At 61.8% G+C, this 3,612-nt stretch carries 2 protein-coding genes; both read right to left on the bottom strand.

Annotated elements, in window-relative coordinates; genetic code table 11:
• Positions 1-921: ABC transporter transmembrane domain-containing protein (locus EN943_RS36055; RefSeq protein WP_245476106.1), on the bottom strand; the 921-nt coding region annotated here is incomplete at its 3' end.
• Positions 922-1,158: 237 nt separating this feature from the next.
• Positions 1,159-3,360, bottom strand: coding sequence for a DUF4347 domain-containing protein (locus EN943_RS38085; RefSeq protein ID WP_127416503.1), 2,202 nt, complete (start codon positions 3,358-3,360; stop codon positions 1,159-1,161).
• Positions 3,361-3,612 lie beyond the last annotated feature (252 nt).

Raw genomic sequence — 3,612 nt, 5'->3', positions numbered from 1 at the left:
GATCAGCACGCAGAGCGTGATCAGATCCAGGAACGTGCTGAGGAGTTTTCCGGTCAGGAATTCGCGGATGCGATAGATCTGCGCGAGATGGTACATCGTCTCGCCGGCCGGATGACGCTCGAAATAATCAAGTGGCAGACGCAGGAGCCTGCTGAAAACATGCAAGTTCAGTTTGGTATCCAGGCGGGCGCCGACGACGTTGATGATCAGCCGTCGGGCGTGACCGAGGAGCGTCTCGTAAACGAACAGGACGGCAATTGTGGCCGACAGGAGCACGAGGGTTGAAACGCTGTTGAACTGCAGCACCTTGTTGACCAGTGTCATGACCATGAGAGGCGGCAGAACGGTAAGGAGGCTGAGCGTGAACGAGGCGATACCGATGTCACGCATAGAACGGCTTTCGAACCGTACCAGGTCGATCAACCAACCGAGGGTGAAAGGCGCATCGGCCGCGATATAGGATCGCGCTGGACGCAACAGCACGGCCTCACCCGCCCACACCTGCGACAGCCGCAACTCGTCGATGGCCATGGCTTCGGCATCCTCGGGCGCATCCGCACTTTTGAGGAAGACGACATTCCGCTCTGGACTGGCCCCGGTGAGGAGACCTGCGCCACCGTCATTGAACAGCAGGACGACCGGTCCAGTGTGCTCGAAGCGCAGAAGATGCGACCAGCGGATGCGGAGCGCACGCGACCACATGCCGCCGTTCTGGGCCCATTGCGAGAGATCGGTCGCGTTTGGAACCGGGCTTGCGCTCGCCACCTTGAACTCGTTCGGGTCGAGTTCGACGCCATGGTAGCGGGCGACCCGTAGCACCGCCTTGAGGCGCGGGGCAATCCGGTCGAACTCGGCGGGTCCGCCGGGTGCCCTCCCCGCCTCGCTCTGGCTGCCAACCTTGCCCGTCGCCTCCGCGTCCACGCGGATCGAGGTTGGCCGTGCATCGGCGTTCAGAGGTATACTCACCATGCACTTCCCCTCCGGCCCACAAGCGAGGGTTCAAGGATGCTCCGGGCAAGCCGGCCCAGCCGGGACTGCTGACAAAACGCACTATATTCCAAATAGGCCAGCCGCACGGGCCCTTTGCCCGCCTGGAAATGGTGAACGCGCGGCACTTGCGTTCCCGCAAGGGCCGCGCGTTCTTTCTTCAACCTGGACTCAGTCATTAGGTTTCAGAATATCCTTCATTGCCTTCTTCAGCGTGTCGTCGGTGTTAGTGTATCCGGCGCCTTGCTTGCCCTTGTCAGAAGTCAAGTCGGACGTTGCACCGGATGTCTTGTTCTGGTTCGGACTAAGGCCCTTGATCGTATGGAGAACGTTCAAGAGATCGCTCGTCACCGAACCCCCAGCCAGGCCAACGAGCTGCCGGAACGAGGCTTGGCTATCGGTGTCGCTGCTGGCGGCCGGGCCCGATTGCAAGAACTGCTTGGTGTCCTTGAGTCCGATCGTATCGGCCGAGACCTTGGCGTGGTTGCCGTTACCTGGCGAACCATCGTTGTCGGACCCGTCATTGCCATGCCCCTTGCCTGGGTTGCTGCTGTCGCTTCCATCAGGATCGTTGCCGCCACCGTTGTTGCCATGGTCGCGGTCACCGGTCCCGCCGCCCGAGCCAGTCGCACCTGTCGGACCTGTCGAACCGGTGGCTCCGGTTGAGCCAGTCGAACCTGTAGAGCCTGTTGCCCCAGTAGAGCCGGTCGAACCAGTAGAGCCGGTCGAACCTGTCGATCCGGTCGAGCCAGTTGCTCCGGTATCACCGGTTGCTCCTGTGGCGCCGGTCGAGCCGGTTGCTCCGGTCGATCCGGTCGATCCGGTCGAACCTGTTGCCCCAGTAGAGCCTGTTGCTCCAGTATCACCGGTTGCTCCTGTGGCGCCGGTCGAGCCGGTTGCTCCGGTCGATCCGGTCGAACCTGTTGCCCCAGTAGAGCCGGTCGAACCTGTCGATCCGGTCGAGCCAGTTGCTCCGGTATCACCGGTTGCTCCTGTGGCGCCGGTCGAGCCGGTTGCTCCGGTCGATCCGGTCGAACCTGTTGCCCCAGTAGAGCCGGTCGAACCTGTCGATCCGGTCGAGCCAGTTGCTCCGGTATTACCGGTTGCACCTGTGGCGCCGGTCGAGCCGGTTGCGCCAGTCGAACCTGTTGCTCCAGTCGAACCAGTTGCTCCGGTATCACCGGTCGAGCCGGTTGCTCCAGTAGAGCCTGTTGCTCCAGTCGATCCGGTCGAACCTGTTGCCCCAGTAGAGCCGGTCGAACCTGTCGATCCGGTCGAGCCAGTTGCTCCGGTATCACCGGTTGCACCTGTGGCGCCGGTCGAGCCGGTTGCTCCGGTCGATCCGGTCGCACCAGTAGAGCCTGTTGCTCCAGTCGAGCCAGTCGAGCCGGTTGCTCCAGTAGAGCCGGTGGCACCGGTCGCGCCCGTGGCACCTGTCGAGCCCGCACCCGTGGCGCCGGTCGCGCCGGTCGCTCCGGCGGGTCCGGTCGCGCCTACTTGACCTGTGGTGGCGATAAAAGAAGCGGTATCAAAGAAATTGCCATTATCGCCATTATTAGCAAGCACGGGTGTAAAACTATAACCTCCTACAACCGGGGAAAGCGTGCCGTATAATTTGAAATTGCTGTCATAAACGAAATAAATATCAGTAGTGTTGGGGATCGTTATGGTCGCAGAGAAGTCATTTATTAAACCGCCCTGGTTTGCAGATGGTAGCTGAAAGCTACCAACGACTGTATCATCCGCACGATTAAGCGCCGGATTAGTCGGCGGAGCCACGTGAGTATCCACTACATAATACGTGTTAACAGCCGAAGAGCTGCCGCCGGCAGTTATGTCCCCACTGAGTGTGAGATCAGCCGCAAGCACCCCCGAGTAGCTGGCCACGCCAGCCGAAGTCATTGGAGGCAAGGGCGTGGACGAGCCTACGCGTGAGGATATCTCCCAGGAGCCGCCCAGGGCGGCCGCGCCAATCAGCGACCCGGACGCGAGAACGTCCGCGCCTACTGCCTCTTCCAGCGCCTCTATGAAGGCTTCGCCCGTATCCCCCGATGCCGTTTCGCAGCTCCACAGCCGCAGCTCGCCGTCCTTGGCAAGCGCACGGCCGATTGCGGCAAGATCCTCGGCCTCTTCCTGCAATGTAGTTGATGACCACTCCCCTGCTGTGAAGCCGACACGCCCAGACCCACCATGTGCGATAACGTGCACCGCATCGAGCCCTGCGTGCCCTGCGAGCGCGGCAGCGATCTGCCGCGCCGCCGGTCGGCGGCCGTTGAGCACAATCGCTTGAACCTCGGGTCGCACGCTGCCGAGAATCGCCTGGAGGTCGGAAACTGAAGGATCGACAAAAAGAACTTCAGAGGCACGGGCCATGACTGGCTCCTGTTGGCTTCGAACTCAATTCACCGGCAGCCACTCACTGGCCTAGCCGGCAAGTGCTGCGACCAAAGAGATTTACCTCCCGGACGGCCCGACGGCGCCGTGGGGACGTTCCACGACTGGCGTCTCCACGCGGAGGAAGTTGGCGACCTGGAAGTTCCCGCCTTCATCAAACGTCCCAATGGCAAGCGAGCCGGCGGTGCTTGGGACTTTGACGGTGAGGGCGACAGCGAGGCTTCGCTTGGC

The organism is Mesorhizobium sp. M7A.F.Ca.US.006.01.1.1 (assembly GCF_003997935.1).
GTDB lineage: Bacteria > Pseudomonadota > Alphaproteobacteria > Rhizobiales > Rhizobiaceae > Mesorhizobium.
This window is presented reverse-complemented; position numbering and strand designations above follow the sequence as displayed.